Raw genomic sequence first — 21,308 nt, 5'->3', positions numbered from 1 at the left:
GCACAAAAAAAGGGTATTTATTCAACACCCTTCAATCGGTGCTTATAGATTATAGACCAGCTTTTGCCAATGCTGCAGAAACAATGGTTTGAGCTTCTTGTTCAATTAAGGCTAGATGCTCTTCACCTTTGAAACTTTCCATGTAAATCTTATAGATAGCCTCAGTTCCAGACGGACGAGCAGCAAACCAACCATTCTCGGTAACCACTTTTAGTCCACCAATAGCGGCACCGTTACCTGGTGCAGCAGTTAACTTTGCGGTAATCGTTTCACCAGCTAGGGTTTCTGCTTCTACCATGGCTGGGTCTAGTGCGCTTAGCACCGCTTTTTGTTCAATGCTGGCTGGTGCGTCGATACGTTTGTAGCAAGGCTCGCCAAACTGTTCAACAAATCCTTGATAATGCTCGCCGGGATCTTTACCGGTAACAGCAATAATCTCTGCCGCGAGTAAGGCTAATATGATTCCGTCTTTGTCGGTACTCCAAACACCACCGTCTTTACGTAGGAATGAAGCGCCAGCACTTTCTTCACCACCGAAGGCAATACTGCCATCGAATAAACCGTCTACAAACCATTTAAAACCAACTGGTACTTCTTTAAGTTCACGACCCAAGCTAGTTGCAACGCGGTCAACCATTGAGCTTGATACTAATGTTTTACCAATTGCAGCATCCGCTCCCCACTGGCTTCGATGCGAGTACAAATAGTTAATCGCTACAGCTAGGTAATGATTAGGGTTAAGTAAACCACTACTTTTAGTCACAATGCCATGGCGGTCGTAATCTGGATCGTTAGCTACTGCTACATCAAACTTGTCTTTTAGTGCAATTAGGCTTGCCATTGCATAGGGAGACGAGCAATCCATGCGGATTTTTCCGTCTTTGTCCAAGGTCATAAACGAAAAGGTTGGATCAACACGGTCGTTAACTACTTCAATGTCTAAACCGTAGGTTTCAGCAATTACCGACCAATACGCGATACCACTACCGCCTAATGGATCAACGCCAATTTTTACTTTGGCTTTAGCAATCGCATCCATATCTAACACGTTTGCTAAGTCATCAACATAAGGTTTAATGTAGTCAATAGCGACAATAGAAGGTTTCGCGATGGCCTCGTCGTAACTAATACGCTTAACTTCTTTTAAGCCATTAGCGAGAATTTCATTGGCGCGGTCTTGAACCACTTTAGTTACGTCACCATCAGCCGGACCACCGTTTGGTGGGTTGTATTTAAAGCCGCCATCTTCTGGTGGATTGTGTGAAGGCGTAATTACTACACCGTCTGCTTGTTCTTTACCTAAACGGTTGTAAGCCAAAATAGCGTGAGAAATAACTGGCGTTGGCGTGTAACCCAGTCCTTCTTGATAGCGTACTTCTACTCCGTTTGCTGCAAATACCTCAATAGCTGAGCAAAAAGCTGGCTCTGATAACGCATGGGTATCTTTACCTATATATAAAGGACCAGTAGTTCCTTGAGCTAAACGATACTCTGCAATAGCTTGGCTTACTGCCAAAATATGGTTTTCGTTAAACGCTTTTTTGCTTGAGCTACCACGGTGGCCAGAAGTGCCGAATGCCACTTGCTGCTCTCGAACAGATACGTCAGGTTCTAATAGATAATAATCAGCCACTAAACGTGGAATGTTTGCAAGATGCTCAGCCTGAGCTGGCTTACCTGCTAAAGGGTGAATAGCCATTAATAGCTTCTCCGATGCTTAAGTTAAAGATAAAAAGTTAGACCGCTTCACATAAGCGTTCAATTTGAAATTCTTGTAAGCCCATTTCACTGGCAACGTGTTGGAGGATATGCCTTTTACGCGCAGTGTTGGTATTTGTGATCACCCAATAAGGACTGTTTGGAATAGCTTGGGGCTTGCTGGTTTTTCCAGAGGCCAATAATAAGTCTTTATCTTGCGAGAAGTATTCACGCTTACTTCCTTTTAATACACAAGCTTTAGCAAACCGCTCACCATCAATAGCATAAAGACCAGAAAGCAAAGATAAGAAACGTTTAGTAGAACTGCCCGCTTCCGATATTTCAGAAAAATTGAAATAATTTAGAGGGTCAATATCGGCCACATCAGTTTGCGCTAGCGAATCAGTGTTTACTGCTTCAACTACTAGCTCTTGCTCAACGTTGGCCTCTTCGTTACTTACAACTACATTTTCAGCCTGTGCTTGTTGTAATTCTTGGCCATCTACTTCCAGCAGTCGCCTAAGGATATCTGAGGCACTTTCACCAATGTGTTTAGTTTGGCTGGCAATGTATAAATACAAATCTTCTTCAATTTCTATCGTTTTCATCGTTTCTTTCTAGGATTGCAAAGCTCTTAACATAACTAATTATTATACATAGCAGCGTTAATAACTCACCAACAATCCGAATTAGATCCTTCGAAAGGCTAATTAGTGAACAAAGAAATGCCTTTCAAATACTTGTAGTAATAGAGCTGCAAAGGCAGACTAACAATTTTGTGACATTTGCGGAGCAATATTGTTGGACCTACATTATAAAGAACAAGGGCAAGGCTACCCTATCCTGCTCATTCATGGGCTATTTGGCAGTTTGTCCAATTTAGGTTTATTAGCAAAGCACCTTACAGAGTTATCCTATCGAGTTATAAGTGTGGATACCTTGAATCACGGCTTGTCTCCTCGCTCAGATTCTATGGACTACCAACATCAAGCAAAAGCGATTAAAGCCTTATGTGACAAGCTTGATATTTCCCACTGTGCCATTGTTGGCCACTCCATGGGTGGCAAAATAGCTATGGCTACTGCGCAACTCTACTCTGATTTAGTTAACGCTATTGTTGTTGCTGACATTGCTCCTGTAGCTTACCAACACAACCATGCTGCGGTATTTTCAGGATTAAATAGCTTTGATCCTAAAGATATAAACTCGCGTTCTGAAGCAGAGCAACTGTTGGCAAGGCATATTCAAGAAGCAGGCGTACGCCAGTTTTTACTTAAGTCATTAACGAAGACAAACCAAGGCTGGCAATGGCTATTCGACGTTAAGCAACTAGCGCTATGTTACAACAACATCATTGGTTGGAAAGAGTTTGGGCAATTTAAGCGTCCCTGTTTGTTTATAAAAGGCGAAAACTCAGACTATATTGTGAGTGAATATCAGCAAACGGTAGGTCAACAATTTCCTAAGGCCGAGCTCAAAATGATTGCTGGAACCGGACATTGGTTGCACGCTGAAAAACCAGCTATTTTCAACCGTTTAACTGAGCAGTTTTTAGCCAAGCATATTTAACACCTTGTGACGCTTTATGGTATAGTGCGCGTCGAATTTTTATCTCAAGGATAGTGATGTTCGCAAAGCATATAGATCTTATAGAAAGCCTAGCGCTAAATATTGGCTTCGTTGTTCTATTTTTCTTTATCGGCATGGCTATTCAAGACGTATTAAAAAAAGGCAATGTACCTCCTTTCGGCCGCGCAATAGTATGGCTAGTATTGTTTTTGGGGTGTGCAGGCTTTATTGCAAAAGGGCTAATTCAGCTATCTTGGGAAGGCAGCGGCTTAGCTTAGACGGTTGTTTTATAATTAATGGCAAAACAAAATACAGATCGAACCACTATTGATCTATTCGCCAGTGAAAAAAGAGTTGGGCGACCAAGAACTAACCCTTTAGAGCGGAAAGATCAGTTAAAAACCAATAAGCGCAACCAGCTGAAACGCGATCGTGCAAATGGTCTTAAAAGAATCGAGTTGAAAGTAGAGCTAGCTCTCTTCGAACAGTTAAATCAATTGGCTACTGAGTCCGGCATAAGCCGCAGTGAGTTAATCGAAAAGATGCTAAACAAACAAGTTAGTCAATTTTCAACAAATCAATAGTTTGTATTACAGGTAACATTTATGGCGAGTGTAGGAATATTTTTTGGTAGCGACACCGGTAACACCGAAGCTGTTGCGCAAATGATTCAAAAAGAGCTAGGTAAAAAACTAGTTGAAGTAAAAGACATTGCCAAGTCTTCTAAAGAAGACATTGATGATTTTTCACTAATTCTATTAGGTATCCCCACCTGGTATTACGGTGAAGCTCAATGTGATTGGGATGACTTTTTCCCTGACCTAGAACAAATTGATTTTTCTGAGAAATTAGTAGCAATATTTGGTTGTGGTGACCAAGAAGACTACGCCGAGTACTTTTTAGACGCCATGGGCACTATCAACGACATTGTAGTAAATAAAGGCGCTACAGTTGTGGGTCATTGGCCAATAGAAGGCTACGATTTTGAAGAATCAAAAGCACTTGCAGATGACGCACACTTTGTAGGTTTAGGCATTGATGAAGATCGTCAACCAGAATTAACCCAAGAACGTGTTAAAGGCTGGTGTAAGCAAGTTTACGAAGAAATGTGCTTAGCTGAATTAGCTGACTAAAATTACTGGGCGAAAGCCCAGTTTTTGTATCTGGCCCTCGTATAGTTGGCCAAGTTTATGCTTAACTTGGTTCAGAGGGAGAGCAAATTGTTTAAATACTTATTATTAATTTTAATTGGGATATCTAGTGTAGCTAGAGCCGATGTTTGGTTTTATGAAGACCAACATGGTGTGATGCACTTTGCTCAAGAAAAGAAAGGCTCTAAATGGCGTTTATTAATGCGAACGCCTAAATCGCTAGATCCCCCAAAAGCTAAATCATTACCTCAACGTGCACCCAGTGAGCGCCCTTACCATCAATTAATTGTAGACAGCGCAAAACGTCATAAACTTGACCCTGCCTTGGTACACGCTGTTGTGGCAACTGAATCAAACTATAAGCACGATGCAGTATCCCGTGCCGGCGCCATGGGCTTAATGCAGTTAATGCCGGCAACCGCAGAGCGTTTTTCTGTTACCGACCCTTTCATTCCAGAACAAAACATAGAAGCAGGTAGCCGCTACTTACGCTGGTTACTAGACGAGTTCGAATCACTGCAACTCGCGCTAGCGGCTTACAACTCAGGTGAAAATACAGTTAAGCGTTATGGCTTTACTATTCCACCGTATAAAGAAACACAAAACTACGTGACCAAAGTTATAGAACGCTACAAGAAAAACTTAAGTCTAATTCAGTAATGCATTCAGGCGACTTGCTTCAACTCGGGGCGATACTGCCGTTTAAGGCGGATATATAGCTTACGTTTTATAACCGCAACAACTTTACCCGTCTCGTCAAAAACCTCTGTTGACACTTCAGGCTCAAATTTTTCTCCAGAAGCTGCCGCGTTCAAAATTGTTTCAATGAATGCTTTATCCAATTGGAACTTTGCAAACACTTTTGTTCGGCCAGGCGTTACAAACTTAATCGAAGATTCACTGTCCCATATATGGTATTTGTTGCCTAAAATCGCCATTAACATCAGCGGATAAATAGGATCGGTCATCGCAAACATTGCTCCGCCAAATTGAGAGCGGTTAGCATTTTTATTCCACCATCGAAATGCTAATTGAACTTGGCAAAGGTGAAAATCCTTACTGAGCTGGGTGATCTTAATCCCAGAACCCCAAAATGGTGGCCAAAGATTAAGGACAGATCTCGCGACGGTTGCTCTTTTTAGTAAAATATCCATAAACTCAACTGGTCAGACATGTTAGCGATAGGTTAATAAATATTTAACTGTGCTACAAGTTTTCTTATCAAGCTTTCTGTTTGTCATGTAAATCCGTATACTACTGGGCAGTTATGGAATGAATAACAGCAAGGGAAAAAATTTCACCTATGTCTGATAATAATTTAGCTCTAAAAAAAGCGGGCCTTAAAGTGACCTTGCCAAGAATGAAAATTCTAGAGCTGCTGCAAACACCTAATAACCAGCACATTAGTGCGGAAGACTTATACAAGCTCTTAATTGACCAAGGCGAAGAGATTGGCTTAGCAACGGTTTACCGCGTACTTAACCAGTTTGATGATGCTGGCATTGTTACTCGTCACCACTTTGAAGGCGGAAAGTCGGTATTTGAATTAAATAGCCAACATCACCACGATCACTTAGTGTGTTTAGACTGTGGCAAAGTAATTGAATTTAATGACGATATGATTGAACAAAGACAAAAAGATATCGCCGAAGAAAACAATATCAAACTAACTAACCATAGCTTGTACTTGTACGGCAACTGCACCAAAGCAGACTGCGAAAGCCGCGAAGATTAGTTTCTAAAAATACAGGTGATCTAATCACCTGTATTTACCTCCCCTATTTATTTAGCTGAATATCCCCAACGCACTACTAAGTCATTTTCTATGCCTATATGGTCAAGAATCCGCGCAGTTACATGTTCAACTAAATCTTGAATGGTCTCTGGCTTATGATAAAAACCAGGGTTGGCCGGCAGTATTTCCACCCCCAACTTAGCTAACTTAAGCATGTTTTCTAAATGGATCGCCGAGAAAGGCATTTCTCTAGGCACCATTATCAACTTACCTTTCTCTTTAATTACAACATCGGCTGCTCGTTCAATAAGGTTATCTGAAAGCCCCATAGCAATAGAGGCTAACGTCCCCATACTACAAGGGCACACAACCATTGTTTTTGGAGCAGCAGACCCAGAAGCAACTGGTGAAAACCAATCATTTTTACCTGGTACAACAATTTGTCCGGGCTTAGCACTAAACCTCTCTTGCAAGAATGCTTGTGCTTTCTCCGGACTACTCGGCCACTGTTCATCAACTTCCGTAGCTAACACTACTTTTGCAGCACTAGAAACTAACAGGTGAATAGTAAACTGCTTTTTGACTAGTTGTTCTAACAAACACAGCGCATAAGGCGCGCCTGAAGCGCCAGTAATAGCTAAAGTAATCTCTTTATTATTCATGATTTTAATGATGATTATCTCGTTATTGAAAACTGTAACTCACTCGAGAAATCAAATTGTTTAACCTAGCAAATATACTTAAAGGTGATTGTAGCGGTAATAAGTGTGCTAAGCGACTTGTTATGAACAATCAAGCATTTATAAATCTGTGACTATTTACTACAATTACTCAAAGGATTAATAAATCTAGGCCTATGTCTAAAACGGAAATACCCACTCAGTCCTTACAAGTCGGACATTACATCAGCCTTCCTCTAGGCTGGACAGCGCATCCATTCATGCGTAACAACTTTCTCATCAAAAATGATGAGCAGCTAACAGTTGTAAAATCCTTAGGGTTAGACCTCATAGAAGTTGTTCCTAGTAAGTCTAAAATAGCGACTCCTGAAGTTAACCTAAATGATGCTCTTGAAGATGATAAAGCAGAAGTAGCAGAAGTAGACCCAGATCAAGCATGGCTAGATGAGCTTAGGGATGGACAGAAGCGAGCAAACAAAGCCTACTTACAAAATGCAGAAAACTTCCGCTTAGCCTTAACCAAGTTTACCAGCAAACCCGAAGAGGCTTATTACAGTATCTTTGAACAAGTGAACATTACATTACAAATGATGTTCAAATCATCGTCGGCTCATAGTGTTTATGTAAGCTTAGAACCTAGTAGCGATGAAGACATTTTCTTTCATAGCGTAAACGTAGCTGTGCTCTCAATCTTAGTTGCCAAAAACCTTGGGTTTACCGAAAAAGAATGCCAACACTTGTGTATTGCAGCTATGATTCACGATATCGGCGAGTTGAAAGTACCTCAACAGATTCGTAGAAAACCAAGCGAATGGACTCAAGCAGAACAAAACTTCTATCAAACTCACCCCAAATTTAGCGCTGAGCTTATAAAGAAGGCCGGTTCTTTTCCCGAAGAAGTATTGCCAATAGTCGTTAATCACCATGAGCGCCTTGATGGTTCAGGCTACCCTCAGGGTTTAAAAGCTAAGGAACTAAGCAAAGCCACTCAACTTTTAGCGATTGTGGATGCGTTTGAGCATTTGTGTGCCCCCTTGCCCAATCAAAAACGTATGACTCCCCAAGAAGCCTTCGCTTCTCTCTACAAGAATGCCGAAACAAAATACAACAAGCTCTACTTAGAGCAACTCATGAATACATTGGGTATTTATCCGCCTGGCTCAATAGTGAGTTTATCGAATAACGGCTTTGCAATGGTGATGTCGAGTAATCCAAAAGAGAAGTTGAAACCAAGAGTGTTGCTACTAGAGAAAGGTAAAAACTTTGCAAACGCAAATATTATGGATTTGACTAAAGAAGAGCTGAAGATAAACAAAACCGTTAGATGGGAAGATGTGCCGGCAAGCTTAGTAAAAAACTTCGATCCGAAACTACGCTGTTGTTACTTTTTCGACCCTGAACAGTAAGATTCCATCAGTTCTAATCAATAAAAAAGCCCGATATTTCGGGCTTTTTTTGCATTTAAACCTTTGTTAACTATTGGTCTTCAGCATCCTTAACGCCTTTTACTTTTTCTCGTAAGCCTTGCAGCATTACATAGAAAACAGGCACTAAACAGGTACCAACAATAGTTGCAGCTATCATCCCACCCATTACGGCGTAACCTAGAGAAATACGGCTAGCTGCACCAGCACCAGTCGCAATCACTAGAGGAATAACGCCAAGAATGAAAGAGAACGCAGTCATCAATACTGCTCGGAAGCGTAAGCGTGCAGCTTTAACAGCAGCGTCTCGAATGCTCATTCCGCCTTCGCGTAATTGCTTAGCAAACTCCACGATAAGGATCGCGTTCTTACACGCTAAGCCTATCAACAATACTAAGCCAATTTGGGTATACAAGTTTACATCTGAACCCATGATCCAAATGTATACAAATGCACCTAAGATAGCGATTGGAACCGCCAGCATTACGGAGATAGGAACCGTCCAGCTTTCATACTGAGCAACTAAGAATAAGTAGGTAAATATTAAGGCCAAACTAAAAATAAATGGCGCTAAGTTACCCGCTTTAAGTTCTTGGTAGGTTTGACCCGACCATTCATAGGTATAACCTGCTGGGAAGGTGGTTTCGGCAATCCGCTTCACTGCATCAATCGCTTGGCCTGAACTAAACCCTGGTGCAGGGAAAGCATTCATCTTAACGGCGCCATACAAGTTGAACTGGTTGATATACTCAGGCCCTAACTTTGGCTCTACTTGAACTAAAGTGTTGAGAGGAACCATTTCATCAAACTTATTTCGAATATAGAAACGAGCAATGTCTTGCTCTGAATTTCGAAATTCAGTTTCGGCTTGCATGTTTACCCGGAAAACTTTACCAAAGCGGTTGAAGTCATTCACATACATTGAACCTAACATAGTCTGTAAGGTCATGAAAATGCTGCTTAACTGCACTCCTTGAACCTTAGCTTTCTGTCGGTCGACGTCTACGAACAATTGCGGTACATCTGCACGATAAGTACTAAATGCTGCCGCCAATTCGGGTGCACTACCCGCTTCTACAGCTGTTGCGCGCATTACGCTTGCTAAACTAGCAGGGGTGCGACCTAGCGTGTCTTGAATAAAGAACTCCACACCCGCAACCGTACCAACCCCGGGAAGCGCAGGTAGCGAGAAGCCAACAGCTTGGGCTTCGTTGTAGCTGGCTAACACGCCATTGGCTCGCTGAACGATATTAGATTCGACTAAAGCAGGGTCTTTACGTTCATCCCAGTGAGATAGAATCACTACCATTAAGCCTGCATTTGAAGAAACGGCGCCAGAGATAATCGAATAACCACTAGCTGAAATAACGTTAGTTACCCCCTCAAGTTCATTTAGCTCATCAACCATTCTTGAAACAACTTCTTTAGTACGGTTAATGGATGCGCCATTTGGCAGCTGCACATCGATAAAGAAGGCTTTCTTATCTTCGGTTGGCACAAAGCCGGAAGGAAGTGAGGTAGCCAAGTAACCGGTAGCACCAATTAGCAACACATAAACGATGCCAACAATAGATAGCTTTCTTACCATGCCGGTAACAAAACCAGTGTATTTGCCAGTGGCTTTATCAAAGTGTTTGTTAAAAAAGGCATGAAAACCTTTTTCGTGAACTTTAGGTTTCTTTAATAAAGAAGCACATAAAGCAGGACTTAAGGTTAGTGCGTTGATTGACGAGATGAGCACCGAAATACAAATTGTGATAGAGAACTGGGCATACATTTGACCAGTAATACCAGGCATTACGGCGGTTGGTGCAAATACAGCTAGCAGCACCAAGGTCGTAGCAACAACTGGCCCAGTAACCTCTTGCATAGATTTAGTGGTCGCTTCAACAGCATTTAACCCTTCGTCTTGCATTAATCGCGTGGTGTTTTCTACCACAACAATGGCGTCATCGACCACAATACCAATCGCAAGAATCAATGCGAATAAAGATACAGTGTTAATGCTCATGCCAGTAGCAAGCAAGAAAGCAAAAGTACCGACTAAAGATACCGGAATTGCAATAGCAGGAATCAAGGTTTGCCTAACATCTTGCAAGAAGATGTAAACAACAAAAATAACCAATGCGATCGCAATAAGCAGTGTTTCAAGCATTTCGTCAATAGAAGTTTCAACGAACTCAGTAGTGTCGTACAACACTTTGTAGTCCATATCTTCTGGGAATTGTTCTTCTAAACGAGACAACTCCTCACGAACACCTTTTGCTACTTCTAACGCATTTGCGCCACTCGCTTGATAGATAAACAATAGCGCTGACGCTTTGTTATCTAACATCGCTTCTGCGTCATAACTCGCAGCACCAAGCTCTATTCGTGAAATGTCCTTTAGATATACCGCACTACCATCAGGGTTTGAACGAACAATGATTTCTTCAAACTCTTCAGGGTGACTTAAACGGCCTTTTGTAGACAAGGTGTACTGGAATTGTTGGTCGCGTGGAACTGGGGCTGCACCAATTCGACCTGCTGCAACTTGAATATTCTGTTCTTGAATCGATGCAATAGCATCATCAACGGTAACACCTAAACTGGCCATGCGGTCTGGGTTTAACCAAATACGCATCGAATAGTCCATACCACCGATAATGCTTACTTTAGATACCCCATTTACCCTAGCAAGGTTATCTTTAATGTTGATCCCCATGTAGTTATTTAAGAACAGGTTATCTAGAGATTCATTAGGAGAAACAAGGTTAAGCATCATTAGAATACTTGGATCTTGTTTCTCTACTTTCACACCATTTCGTTGAACTTCGGAAGGGAGACGAGGCATTGCTTGTTGAACACGGTTTTGTACGTTTACCTGTGCCATATCAACATTACTGCCCACTTCAAAAGTTACGTTTAGGCTATAACTACCATCATTCGCACCTTTTGATTCCATATAGATCATGTTTTCTACACCGTTTACTTCGGCTTCAATAACCTTAGCTACGGTATCTGCAACTACCTCTGCACTGGCCCCTGGGTAACTAGTGGTTACCGAGACCATGGGCGGAGAAATATTGGGGAACTCTGCTACCGGCAATACCGGTATCGACAAAAAGCCAGCCAAGGTTAAAACAATAGAAATAACAAAGGCAAACTTGGGTCGATGAATAAAAAACTTACTAATCATCACCGACTCCTTAAGATTGGGTATCAGAGAATGGTTGAACAGTATCCATTTCGTGGTCTACTTCAGCGCCAACTCGGGCTTTTTGTAAACCTTCAGTGATAACCAAATCGCCTTTTTCTAAGCCTTTCTCTACTTCCCAGTCGATACCATAGCGCTGGCCAAGTTCAACATTTCGACGACCGACCATGTTCTTTTTATCAACGGTTAGCACATAACGACCTTGTTGGTCTTCTTGTACCGCACGTTGAGGGATTAACATCACCTCTTGCATTTCTGGCGATTCAATAATTACGGTTACATATAGGCCAGGAACGATGATGTGTTCTTTGTTAGGGAATTCGGCACGAATTGCTAAGGTACCTGTGGTGGCATCAACTCGGTTATCAACAAAATCCATTTTGCCGACTTCATCAAACATGGAGCCATCAGGGAACTTAATTTTTACAGGGAAATCGCTAAGTTTAAAGGGAGTCGTAACAGACTTATGAGCGCGTTGAGCCTCAATAAGCACTTTTTCCGGTAGTTGGAAGTTAACCCAAACAGGCTCCATTTGAACAAGATCAGCTAGCTCGGTTTGATCAGGTGAAATCAAATCACCAGTAAAAACAGCCGCTCGGCTAATACGGCCAGTAAACGGCGCGTAAATTTTTGTGTAGCCAAGCTCGAGTTTTGCATTATCTAATTCGGCATTCGCGCTTTGCAAGGATGCTGCTGTTTGCAATTTGCGAGATAGTAAGTTGTCATAATCCGATTGGCTAATGAAGTTATCCTTAATAAGGCCTTCACCACGCTTAAAGTTTAAAACAGCAGTATCATAAGCGGCTTTTGCTTGCGCAACTAAGGCTTTAGATGCCTTAACTGCAGCATCGTATTGCGCAGGGTCTATTTCAAACAATAAAGCGCCCTCTTCTACAATGCTACCTTCTTCGAAGTTGGTTTTTAACAAGTTACCACGCACTTTAGATTTGATAGTGATATCTTGGGTTGCTTCAGTTCTGCCAACAAAATCATTACTTAGTGTTACTTCTTTCATAGCAACTTCAAGAACTTTCACATTGGCTTTAACAGCTGGAGGAGGTGGTGGTGCTGTGTCACACGCACTTAAAAACGAAAGTGAGGCAAGTGTTAGGCCTAAAGCCTTTGCCACACGAGCTACAACAGGTGTGCGGTTCATAAACATTCCTTGTATATTTTTGTGTACCGAGTAAACCATAACTAATCATAGTCGTTATGTTGAAGCATGAAAACTAAAGTACTTACTTTTAACCAACATTTTTCTAAATATTAAACAACAGCTTACTTTATGCTCAGAGTTGCTTTCCATTTCCTGGAAAAGCCTGATTTTGATACCATCTAAGCCAAACTAAACTCTTTGGCCTAAACATGCAGTTTCAAAAGATTAACAAAACCGTTTATCAACAACGTTCTCGCTATACCTATATCGGTATTTCTGGTTTGTTGATTTTGTTTACCCTGTTTTGGTCAAGCCTATTTATCGCGCTGTTTTCTAAGGGCCCTGATAATTTCTATCTCAACCTATTGGGCGTGGTAGCAGCAGTTGTTAGCATTGTCCCTGTGGTATTAACGCTGAAAGACAGAGAATGGTTTTATGAGGTCATGTATGTTTGGCGCTTAAAGCAAGAACTCAACAAAATTAATCGCAAAATGGCAGCTTTAGTCAAAGCCATGAACAAAGGGGATGGAACGGCTTTTGAGATCGTTAAGTTTTCGTATTTGGGGAGTCGTCAAATTTGGGAGTTAGACGACAATACCCTTATGCTCAACGAGTTAACCATTTCTGAGAACAAACTTGAGCAGCAAGCAGCACAGTTTAATCTAAACATCGATGCCAACAACTACTCCACCAGCGCATTAGAAAAGTACTAAGTTCGCTTTACTAAACAATTTGAAAGCTAAAAATCAGGCTTTTAAATGAAGACAAGTATGACCGTCTACTAGGATCGGAGAAATGGCTTTATCTTCGGCAAAAGCCTTTTTAAGCGCCCCCTCAAGGACTAACTTGTCACCTATATTTGCCTGTTTATCAATTAGTTCTGCGGGATAAGCCCATAGATTGCAATTAACTACATGTTGTTGATCTGATTGATCAGTAGAAACTTGCAACTTTAAGTAGCTTTGATTGTTGATACTCTTTCGCAAAGAAGACTTTCCAACAATTTCACCAACCAAAGTAACTTTATTCCAATAGAGTTGAGAAGGTGCGCCAACAAAGCTTACTTGTTCAACCTCAATGGCACTAGAGATAGCACCTTTGCTGTCTTTTTGGTTTTTTAAGTGGCCACTGATCACCACACCATCGCCCGCTTTTGCATACTGTTTAATTCTTTCCGCCTGCTCTCCTCGAGCATTAAGCTGAAATACTTCTACTTGCTCCTTGCCACTTCCTTTTGGCTTTCGCTTGAACAACACTTCAAACTGGGTAATGGCAGTGCCATCACTAAAGTAGCGTAGGGTAATGTCCTTAGACACAATGTTGCCTAGAATCTCTACCGATGAGCGACAGATTACTTGCAAAAACTTTTCTCCACTTAAAGCCTTTAACGGCATTGTTTAGTAAACTTGTGCCACAGCAAAGCAGCAACAGAACCCCATTATGAAATACCCTTGCCGATTAGACAAATTCCTATCTAAAGCCGGGCACATATCACGAAGCGATGCTAAAAAGTATATCAAAAACAAACGTGTGACAGTGAATAGTCAAATTCAAACAAATGCACAATTTGCTATTGGTGAAAGTGACAACGTTGGTTTAGATAGTAAAGAATTGAAGCTAATCGAACATCAGTATTTCATGTTAAATAAACCAATAGGCTATTTAAGCACTGAAGCTGAAGCTAACCACCCCAGCGCCATGTCCTTAATAGACTCACCACTTAAAATACATGCTGCCGGACGCTTGGATGTAGACACATCAGGTTTATTGCTTTTGACCAGTGATGGCCAATGGTCACATAAAGTCACAAGCCCCAATAGCAAAAAGTTTAAGGATTACAGAGTTAGCCTTGCCGATGCGGTTAGCGACAATGACCTTCAGCTACTAAAAAAAGGCCTTTTGCTTCGAGGTGAAGATAAACCTACTCTCCCCGCCGTAACTAAACGTATCAATGAAAAGCAGTTCATTCTTAGTATTAGTGAAGGGCGTTACCATCAGGTTAAGCGAATGTGTGCCGCGATAGGCAATAAAGTTATCGCCTTACACCGGGAGAAAATTGGCGGCGTAGTGCTAGATAATGAATTGCAAGCTGGTGAGTATCGAGAGCTAACGCAACCAGAAATAGCGAGCTTCAACTAATCAGTTTCCATCATAGATGCATACTCAACTACCTGATTTCGTCCGTTATTTTTAGCCGTGTACAGAGCCTTATCTGCCTGCTTGTATAGTTTAGCAAAGCTACTGTCTTTTTCGCTTTGAGTAATACCAAAACTACAAGTAAAACTAGGCACAGCTTTATCTTTCTCGAAGGCAAGTCGCAGTCGCTCAGCCAAATTTATTGCCTGTGTAAGGTCGGTTTCAGGCAGTAACATCATAAACTCTTCTCCACCCCAACGGGCGAGTAAGTCAGTTTCTCGTTTTAACTTAGTAATAGTTTCTACTAAACGAATCAAACACAAATCACCGGTATCGTGGCCATATTGATCATTGAGCTGTTTGAAGTGGTCAACATCAATCATTAATATTGAAAAACGAGAACCATTGCGATCGCTACGGCTCTGCTCTAGGAATACGCTGTCTTCAAAATGTCGACGATTTGCCGCACCGGTTAAAGGATCAGTATTGGCCAGCTGCATAAGTTTGTCTTCAAGCGTTTTTTGCGCGCTAATATCAATACTAGAGCAAACAAAGTTATGCAGTTTACCTTGCCAATAAACCGCCGTTACGGTCATTTGTTGAATAGTATTGAGGCCATTATTACCAAGTATAGAAACCTCTCCTAACCAACTGCCTTCTTCAGCTGCAATTTTAAGTACTTCATCAAATCCAGGATCAGATTGGCCAAAATCCGTAAGCTTAGTGCCAATCATTTGTTCCGCATCTACACCTACTTTTTTTGCTAAGTATTGGTTCACCTGCATTACCTTCCCCGTTGGGTTAATAATAACTTGTGAAAACTCTCCTTCAAAAGCAGCTTCTCGCAGCGCGTTAAGTTCTTCAACCACCGCTTTTTCACGGCGAATCATCTCGGTTAAATAGGCGGCAAAGAAGCATCCAACAATTGATACCAGATAGACAACTGCGATAAATATCAACCAGTGTCGGCTATCTGTGGCTAAGTCTTTATAAGATATATATAAAAACGCAGTATTAGGGTTCGAATCTTCGTATTCATCAAGTACTGAGGTAAACATTAAGCCGCTGCCAACGTCATAGGGCGAAGCTGCATCTCGATAAGGTTTGTCATCGAAATAGTCACTAAGTGACGAGTAATCTAGTTTGCCAACCAAGTTCAATAACTTCTTGGAGGTATCTTGGCTAAAGTCACCTTCTATAACGATATCGTCACTAGTTACAATAACTGCGCGCTCGACTAACATCGGGCGACCAACGAAGTGTACAGTTTGATTAATCGCCTGCTGATCGTACTCATTAACCATCCAACCCACCAGTTTTGACCACTTATCAAATACCGGTATATACAAAACATAGTAAGTTTGTTGGTTAGATTTGTCGTAGATAACCTTGGTAGATATAACTCCTTCATCTCTCCACGAGAGGCCTTTAAAATAGTTTTTAATGATTGGGTTAATACCAGAGCTCCACTCTAAAATGTGACCCTCTTTACTTTGGTTTAGAGCAAGGTCTACGCGCCCATCACGGTGAACGTAGTAAAAGTTACCCTCTAAATTCACATCGCGAGCAATTCGCTGCCACTCGGTAGCGAGCGTGACCAGTGTTAACTCAGATTCATCATTAACGTAGTTAAGTAGGCCTAGAGTTCGGGTTAACAGTGACAGTCGTTGAGACAACAGGCTTATTAAGTGTTTGTTAGCTGTCTTAAAACCACCAAAAGACAATTCAACTTCTTCAACTATTTGATGCTTTATGGTTTGGTAGCGATGAGAAAGCACCGCAGCGAACAATAAGGTGACCAACAGCGCCCAAAAGCCTGCCTTTTTTTGCCAAGAAATGTTGTTTTTAAGAAAACGTGAATTCAATTGCGCACTTTAAAATCTATTTAGATACAAACTATTATTAAACAACTGAAGCGTTTTTGCTCTTTAAAACTGGAGATAAAGTTAAAAAAGCAAAGGCTAAATCAAATAATGTGAAATTCAATATTCATACTTGAATGCTTGCCCTGCTGCTAGGATACTTAGCAAAAAACAAAAAGGTAAATACATGACTGATTTTCGCTTTCATCCACAAAGTCAGGTTATACAGCAGCAAGACAGCTATTTAATTACTCTCTACACCGCCATTAATCACAACTACCACAAAGTGTTTGTGCGAGTAGAACCAGACCACGAAGAATGGTTAATGGAAATGACTAAGCCGAGCATTGAAGGTAATTGGCTTAAGTGGCAAATCAGCATTCCTGTTAGCCCGCACTCTCCGCTAACACTTTATTGCTTTAAGTTTTTAAGCAAAGACAACCAATGCTATTTACATGCAGCGGGTGAATCTTCTCGTCTACCACAAAAACATTTTCACTTTAGAATTAACAGCCAAGCTAAACCGCCGGAGTGGGCGAAGCAGCAAGTTTTCTATCAGATATTCCCGGAACGCTTTGCTAATGGCGACCCAAGCTTAACGCCAAACAAAGACAATTATAGTTACCAAGAAGATGGTAGAAAAATTGTTCAAAAACAATGGGGAGAGCCGGTCGCTAAATCTCATTCTGGTACCGGCGCTACAGAGTTTTATGGCGGTGATTTAATAGGTATTGAACAAAAGCTAGATTACCTGCAAGAGCTGGGTATAACCGCGCTCTACCTTAACCCCATTTTTTGTTCTCCAAGTAACCATAAGTACGATTGTACCAACTACTTTAAGGTCGAACCCCACTTCGGTGGAGACGAGGCTTTAATAAGCCTATCAGAAAATATGAAAAGCCGCGGGATGAAGCTAATGCTAGATGCGGTAGTTAACCATACGTCCAATCAACATCACTGGATGGATTACTATCAGCAGCATCAAGGCGGCGCCTACCATAACCAAGATTCACTGTTTAAAGATTGGTATCACTTTGATGAAAGCGGCAACTATTGGTCATGGAAAGGCGTTGAAACCTTACCCAAGTTAAACTTTGCCAATGTAGAGGTGCAACAAGCTATCTATGAAGGCGAGCGATCAGTACTAAAACATTGGTTAAAGCCGCCCTTCTCTATCGACGCTTGGCGCTTCGATGTCATTCACATGCTTGGTGAACATAGTAGCGCACAAAACAATGCCCATTATGTGGCTAAGTTTAGAGAGTCTATCAAGCAAACAAACAGCGAAGCCTACATGATAGGAGAACACTTTGCAGAGGCGACTCAATGGCTGCAAGGTGACCAAGAAGACGCAGCCATGAACTACTACGGTTTTAACCAACCCATTGTTGCGTTCTTGGCGGGAGTTGACGTTCCACGCTACGTGCCTCTTAAACTTAACGCAGCTGATTTAGCCACCTGGCTGGCCGAAGCGCGCGGCTCTATCCCCTTCGCAAATCAGTTAGCGCAATACAACCTATTAGATAGCCATGACACGCCGCGTTTTTCTCACTTAGTGAACGAAAGTGAAGAGCTTACAAAAATTGCTGCTACCATGCTGCTTACATATATCGGTGTGCCATCAATTTACTACGGTGATGAAGTAGGCTTAACTGGCGCTAATGATCCAGACTGTCGCCGTTGCTTCCCTTGGGATGAGAAGCAATGGAAACACGCTTTGCTCAAGCATTACCAGCAACTAATTTCGCTGCGCAAACAGCGTAGTGAATTACAACAAGGTGACCTTATAAGCCTGCTTGAGAATGACGACGTATGGGTGTTTATGCGTTGGCTTCCAGAGCAACATAGTATTGTGGTAATTAACCGAGGAGAGTCTCAAGAGCTAGACTTAAACCTAGCCCACCTACAAGACAAGGTTCCTTACAAAGTATTTGATAGCAGCGAAGAGTTAGTTGCCGATTCAAATGGAAAATTGGCACTAGCACTAGCTGCTCAATCTTCCATGGTATTAATTAGCCAATAGGCTTATTCCTCATACTGGCTATCTGTCAGTAATTTCGCATCTAAAGACTTGCTAGCGTTTATCTGCAAGTCTTTTAGTTGCTGGGCTTGCCTGACTAAGTTTCCTTTACCAGTGCTGAGTTTATTCATGGCGTTTTGATAGCTATCATTAGATCGCTGCAGTTGTTGACCATGACTTTTTAAATCTTCCGTGAAGGCAACAAACTTATCGAATAACTTCCCTGCCCGTTGGGCGATCACTTGGGCATTTTGTTGTTGGTGCTCAGTTTTCCATAAATTCTGAATTGTTCTTAGCGCCACCATCAAACTGCTTGGACTTACCAGTAATATATTGGACTCTAGCGCAAAGTTAATTAGCGAAGGATCTTGCTCTAAGGCGCTAAGGTAAGCGCCTTCTATTGGGATAAATAACAATACATAATCTAAGGATGGTAGTTGATACAAGGTATGGTAATCTTTTTTGGATAACCCAATAATTTGTTGGCGTAAGCTTTTAGCATGTTCTTTTAACGCAGCTAGCTGAGCTTCACTATCTTCGCTGTTGTAATAACGCTCATAGGCGACAAGGTTTACTTTTGAGTCAACAATAACTGACTTATTGTCCGGCAGTTTCACTACAACATCGGGTTTAATGGTTTGACCATGTTGGTTAACCCCTACTACCTGAGTTTGATACTCGTGCCCAGCTCTAAGGCCTGAAGATTGCAAAATTTGCTCTAATATCAGCTCTCCCCAGTCACCTTGTTGTTTATTATCGCCTTTTAACGCTTTAGTTAAGCGCACTGCGTCTTCACTAATCTGCTGATTAAGCGATTGCAAAGTAACAATTTGGTCTTTTAAGGAATGGCGCTGCTTGGCTTCGTTTTCGTAGCTTTGTTGAACCTGCTGCTTAAAACCATCCAGTTGCTGCTTTAAAGGCTGTAATACCGACTCAATACTCTGTTTACTTTGTTGTTGTAGTTCTAGGCCTTTCTCTGAAAATATTCGATTAGCTAACAACTCAAACTGGTTGTTGACTCGCTCTTCGCTTTTTTCCAAATAGCTGATTCGTTCTTGTAGCGCAATGTCTTTTTGTTGCAATAAAGCACAGCGCTGCTGTTCACGTTGTAACAATTGCTGGCAGGTAACTAATTCTTCCTTAAGCTCTCGCAGGTGTTGCAGTTCGGTATGTAATTCGGCTAGTGAGATGTCTTTGTCGTGGTCTTGCTGCTGTAATTGTTGATTAGCTTGGTTTTGCTCTAGCAATTCAGTTTCTAACTGTTTTTTTAACAGCGTAAACTCATCGCTTTTTTTGGAAAAAGCTCTACCTTTTATGCTATTTACCAACAGGCTTACAATTAGCAAAAAAAGTAAGGAAAAAGTAATAGCAGCACTCATTTGGTTAAATTGAGAAAAAATAGTCTCTAAGTTCACAGTAAATCCATTGCGATTATGTTGAATTGCTCGTTATCATGCATCATACAGTATGCAGCTCGCCAATCTTAAAGCTGTAGTACATGTTTTAGGTTAAATTTAGGAAAATCATTAAGATGAGTATCTTTTCAGCTTTAAAGAAAATGTTCCAAGCTGCGCCAGTTACCCCCAAAAGCTATCCAGCGGAAGTTTACAACGAGTTCACCATTGCCCCTCAGCCACAATCTGCAAATGGGCAATACCGTGTGGCGGCTCAAATCAGTAAAACTGTAAATGGTGAATTGAAAGAGCACATGTTTATCCGCTCTGATACATGCGCTAGCTCTGACGACGCCGCCGAACTAGCCATGCACAAATGTAAAACGTTTATTGATCAAATGGGTGATCAAATTTTCGATTAAGCAACAGCGGTGCTAATCAAACAACCGGGTTAGCACCTGTTTAACCGCGTCTATATCAAACGGCTTGTCGACTAAAGCAGATACGCCGCTTTGCCTTACACCATCAAGCTTGGCGCAGTTATTTTCAGATGTCACCATTAGAGCCGGGATCTCACAAAAGGTTGGATGTTGGCGCAATGCTTCAATTAATGCCGCCCCATCCATTATCGGCATGTTGTAATCGGTAATCACCAAATCGACTTGGTTGTTCACCATCAACGATAAAGCTTCCTGACCATTTTCTGCCAAAATCAGTTTAGTTAACCCAATGTTTTCTAATACTTTTGAAATATGACGGCGAGCCGTTTGGCTGTCATCTACAACCAGTACCGTTTTATCAGAAAAATCTAAGTTATCGATAACTTCACTATCTGGCTCTATATAACTAATGGTTGCTTGCAGCGCAGACAATAAGTGTGTGAATTCGAAAGGCTTAGGCAAAATAGCAATAACACCCGCTTGCTTAATTGCATCTAAGGTGTGGTGACAGGCTTCACTAGAAATCAGCATAAAGGCAACATCACGGCTTAAATCATTAGCTCGTAACTGTTGCACTAAATCGGTAGCAGTACCGTCGCTGAAATACATAGAGCTAACCACCAAATCTGGTGCAGTTTTAATTGCGAGGTCCAGGGCCTGTTGACAGTTCTCTGCCATTAAAAAATTATCAATACCAGCTTCATGCAATCGCGTTCGAATGATGTTGCGTTGCATATTTGAAGGTTCTACTAATAAGATCGTAAGATCAGCTAACGACAGTGTATCCATAACATCCTGTTTCACTAACAATAGGAATGTCCATAGTACCGCTTTAAGCTATCCATTT

At 41.5% G+C, this 21,308-nt stretch carries 21 protein-coding genes; 11 read left to right on the top strand and 10 right to left on the bottom strand.

Translation table 11 applies throughout. From position 1 onward, the window contains the following. Positions 1–49 precede the first annotated feature (49 nt). Together pgm and seqA are read right to left on the bottom strand one after the other, a co-directional pair. Positions 50–1,699, bottom strand: a complete 1,650-nt coding sequence (gene pgm / locus LQZ07_RS12955) for a phosphoglucomutase (alpha-D-glucose-1,6-bisphosphate-dependent) (RefSeq protein ID WP_016403235.1) — start codon at positions 1,697–1,699, stop codon at positions 50–52. 37 nt (positions 1,700–1,736) lie between these two features. Then, a complete protein-coding gene (seqA, locus tag LQZ07_RS12950; RefSeq protein ID WP_016403236.1) occupies positions 1,737–2,306 on the bottom strand; it encodes a replication initiation negative regulator SeqA in 570 nt (189 codons plus the stop codon). A 190-nt stretch (positions 2,307–2,496) separates the two neighbouring features. Between seqA and LQZ07_RS12945 the strand changes: the two genes are divergently transcribed. From LQZ07_RS12945 to LQZ07_RS12925, 5 genes are all read left to right on the top strand, one after another. Further along, positions 2,497–3,267, top strand: coding sequence for an alpha/beta fold hydrolase (locus LQZ07_RS12945; RefSeq protein WP_227981589.1), 771 nt, complete (start codon positions 2,497–2,499; stop codon positions 3,265–3,267). A gap of 56 nt (positions 3,268–3,323) precedes the next feature. Further along, positions 3,324–3,545, top strand: coding sequence for a DUF2788 domain-containing protein (locus LQZ07_RS12940; protein ID WP_016403238.1), 222 nt, complete (start codon positions 3,324–3,326; stop codon positions 3,543–3,545). A gap of 18 nt (positions 3,546–3,563) precedes the next feature. Beyond that, positions 3,564–3,851, top strand: coding sequence for a LexA regulated protein (ybfE, locus tag LQZ07_RS12935; protein WP_016403239.1), 288 nt, complete (start codon positions 3,564–3,566; stop codon positions 3,849–3,851). Between the two features lie 21 nt (positions 3,852–3,872). Beyond that, on the top strand, positions 3,873–4,400 hold the full coding sequence (fldA, locus tag LQZ07_RS12930) for a flavodoxin FldA (protein ID WP_016403240.1): 528 nt from the start codon (positions 3,873–3,875) through the stop codon (positions 4,398–4,400). An 87-nt stretch (positions 4,401–4,487) separates the two neighbouring features. After that, positions 4,488–5,078 carry a lytic transglycosylase domain-containing protein gene (locus LQZ07_RS12925; protein ID WP_152784980.1) on the top strand — a complete coding sequence of 197 codons (591 nt, stop codon included), beginning with the start codon at positions 4,488–4,490 and terminating at the stop codon, positions 5,076–5,078. A gap of 5 nt (positions 5,079–5,083) precedes the next feature. Here the strand turns inward: LQZ07_RS12925 and LQZ07_RS12920 are convergent, their stop codons facing one another. Beyond that, positions 5,084–5,572, bottom strand: coding sequence for a DUF4442 domain-containing protein (locus LQZ07_RS12920; RefSeq protein WP_152784982.1), 489 nt, complete (start codon positions 5,570–5,572; stop codon positions 5,084–5,086). 149 nt (positions 5,573–5,721) lie between these two features. Here LQZ07_RS12920 and fur point away from each other — a divergent pair, with 149 nt between their 5' ends. Beyond that, positions 5,722–6,153, top strand: a complete 432-nt coding sequence (fur, locus tag LQZ07_RS12915) for a ferric iron uptake transcriptional regulator (protein WP_016403243.1) — start codon at positions 5,722–5,724, stop codon at positions 6,151–6,153. Positions 6,154–6,200: 47 nt separating this feature from the next. Here the strand turns inward: fur and LQZ07_RS12910 are convergent, their stop codons facing one another. Next, complete coding sequence (locus LQZ07_RS12910) at positions 6,201–6,815, bottom strand: flavin prenyltransferase UbiX (RefSeq protein ID WP_152784984.1); 615 nt, start codon at positions 6,813–6,815, stop codon at positions 6,201–6,203. A 194-nt stretch (positions 6,816–7,009) separates the two neighbouring features. On the opposite strand from LQZ07_RS12910, the gene LQZ07_RS12905 reads away from it, so the two are divergent. Then, complete coding sequence (locus LQZ07_RS12905; RefSeq protein WP_152784986.1) at positions 7,010–8,239, top strand: HD-GYP domain-containing protein; 1,230 nt, start codon at positions 7,010–7,012, stop codon at positions 8,237–8,239. A gap of 70 nt (positions 8,240–8,309) precedes the next feature. On the opposite strand, the gene LQZ07_RS12900 is transcribed toward LQZ07_RS12905, so the two are convergent. Both LQZ07_RS12900 and LQZ07_RS12895 read right to left on the bottom strand, forming a co-directional pair. Continuing rightward, positions 8,310–11,435: an efflux RND transporter permease subunit gene (locus LQZ07_RS12900; protein ID WP_152784988.1), complete on the bottom strand. Its 3,126-nt coding sequence runs from the start codon at positions 11,433–11,435 to the stop codon at positions 8,310–8,312. Between the two features lie 10 nt (positions 11,436–11,445). After that, positions 11,446–12,609 carry an efflux RND transporter periplasmic adaptor subunit gene (locus LQZ07_RS12895; protein ID WP_152784990.1) on the bottom strand — a complete coding sequence of 388 codons (1,164 nt, stop codon included), beginning with the start codon at positions 12,607–12,609 and terminating at the stop codon, positions 11,446–11,448. Between the two features lie 209 nt (positions 12,610–12,818). On the opposite strand from LQZ07_RS12895, the gene LQZ07_RS12890 reads away from it, so the two are divergent. Further along, entirely contained in the window at positions 12,819–13,322 is a 504-nt protein-coding gene (locus LQZ07_RS12890) for a DUF3087 family protein (protein ID WP_152784992.1), read from the top strand. Positions 13,323–13,355: 33 nt separating this feature from the next. On the opposite strand, the gene LQZ07_RS12885 is transcribed toward LQZ07_RS12890, so the two are convergent. Then, a complete protein-coding gene (locus tag LQZ07_RS12885) occupies positions 13,356–14,003 on the bottom strand; it encodes a single-stranded DNA-binding protein (protein ID WP_152784994.1) in 648 nt (215 codons plus the stop codon). Between the two features lie 46 nt (positions 14,004–14,049). On the opposite strand from LQZ07_RS12885, the gene LQZ07_RS12880 reads away from it, so the two are divergent. Beyond that, positions 14,050–14,748 (top strand): pseudouridine synthase, encoded by a 699-nt coding sequence (locus LQZ07_RS12880; protein ID WP_152784996.1) that lies wholly within the window; start codon positions 14,050–14,052, stop codon positions 14,746–14,748. Here LQZ07_RS12880 and LQZ07_RS12875 read toward each other — a convergent pair. Continuing rightward, a complete protein-coding gene (locus LQZ07_RS12875; protein WP_152784998.1) occupies positions 14,745–16,610 on the bottom strand; it encodes a sensor domain-containing diguanylate cyclase in 1,866 nt (621 codons plus the stop codon). The genes LQZ07_RS12880 and LQZ07_RS12875 overlap by 4 nt on opposite strands. A 184-nt stretch (positions 16,611–16,794) precedes the next feature. On the opposite strand from LQZ07_RS12875, the gene malZ reads away from it, so the two are divergent. Next, positions 16,795–18,630: a maltodextrin glucosidase gene (gene malZ / locus LQZ07_RS12870; RefSeq protein ID WP_152785000.1), complete on the top strand. Its 1,836-nt coding sequence runs from the start codon at positions 16,795–16,797 to the stop codon at positions 18,628–18,630. Positions 18,631–18,632: 2 nt separating this feature from the next. Here the strand turns inward: malZ and LQZ07_RS12865 are convergent, their stop codons facing one another. Further along, entirely contained in the window at positions 18,633–20,042 is a 1,410-nt protein-coding gene (locus LQZ07_RS12865) for a DNA recombination protein RmuC (RefSeq protein WP_249483130.1), read from the bottom strand. Between the two features lie 116 nt (positions 20,043–20,158). On the opposite strand from LQZ07_RS12865, the gene LQZ07_RS12860 reads away from it, so the two are divergent. Then, positions 20,159–20,443: an HlyU family transcriptional regulator gene (locus tag LQZ07_RS12860; protein ID WP_016403255.1), complete on the top strand. Its 285-nt coding sequence runs from the start codon at positions 20,159–20,161 to the stop codon at positions 20,441–20,443. A gap of 12 nt (positions 20,444–20,455) precedes the next feature. On the opposite strand, the gene LQZ07_RS12855 is transcribed toward LQZ07_RS12860, so the two are convergent. Next, positions 20,456–21,265, bottom strand: a complete 810-nt coding sequence (locus LQZ07_RS12855; RefSeq protein WP_249483686.1) for a response regulator — start codon at positions 21,263–21,265, stop codon at positions 20,456–20,458. Positions 21,266–21,308: the final 43 nt, after the last annotated feature.

The sequence above is a fragment of the Agarivorans sp. B2Z047 genome (assembly GCF_023373605.1).
In the GTDB taxonomy this organism is placed as follows: Bacteria; Pseudomonadota; Gammaproteobacteria; order Enterobacterales; family Celerinatantimonadaceae; genus Agarivorans; species Agarivorans albus.
This window is presented reverse-complemented; position numbering and strand designations above follow the sequence as displayed.